Source organism: Synechococcus sp. R6-10 (genome assembly GCF_047461815.1).
GTDB lineage: Bacteria > Cyanobacteriota > Cyanobacteriia > Thermostichales > Thermostichaceae > Thermostichus.
Window position 1 is genome coordinate 1 of sequence record NZ_JANSHW010000221.1, and the last position, 628, is coordinate 628.

A 628-nucleotide genomic window follows, 5' to 3' on the forward strand; every position below is an offset into this window, starting at 1 on the left:
GGGGAGGGCTAGTCATGATTGAGGCGGGGGCAAGCGTCTTGAGGCGGATGTTGGGCGTCTACGGCAGCTCTAAGATGGGCGTTCTGCTGCTGTTGGGGTTTTCTTCGGGTTTGCCGCTGCTGTTGATCAACACCACCTTGAATGCTTGGCTGACCCAAGCGGGCTTGACCACCATTGCCATCGGCTTGTTTAACCTGCTCAATTTGCCCTACTCCTTCAAGTTCCTGTGGTCGCCTGTTCTGGATCGATTTCTGTTGCCGGCACCGGGATCCCTGCGGGGCAGTCGGCGGCGGGGGTGGATGGCCCTGACCCAAGTGCTGTTGCTGCTCAGCATAGGGCTACTGGGTTTTCAGGATCCGACCCAAACCTGGCTGGAAGCTCTGGGATGGGAAGAGCTGGCCCAGACTTGGCCGGGAATCACGGTTTTCACCCGCCCGATCTTTCTGGTGGGGTTGCTGGTGGCTTTTTTGAGCGCCTCTCAGGACATCGCGGTGGACGCTTACCGTACCGATATCTTGGCAGAGCGGGAGATGGGGGCAGGGGTAGCGATTTTTGTATTCGGCTACCGCATCGCGCTGCTGGTCAGCAGTGGCGTGAGCTTGATCTTGGCGGACTATTTGCCCTGGTG

1 pseudogene is annotated in these 628 nt (G+C 58.9%); it reads left to right on the forward strand.

Features of this window, described 5'->3' with window-relative positions:
- Positions 1-74: 74 nt before the first annotated feature.
- Positions 75-628: pseudogene (locus tag NW837_RS07040) on the forward strand (hypothetical protein); the annotation flags it as partial.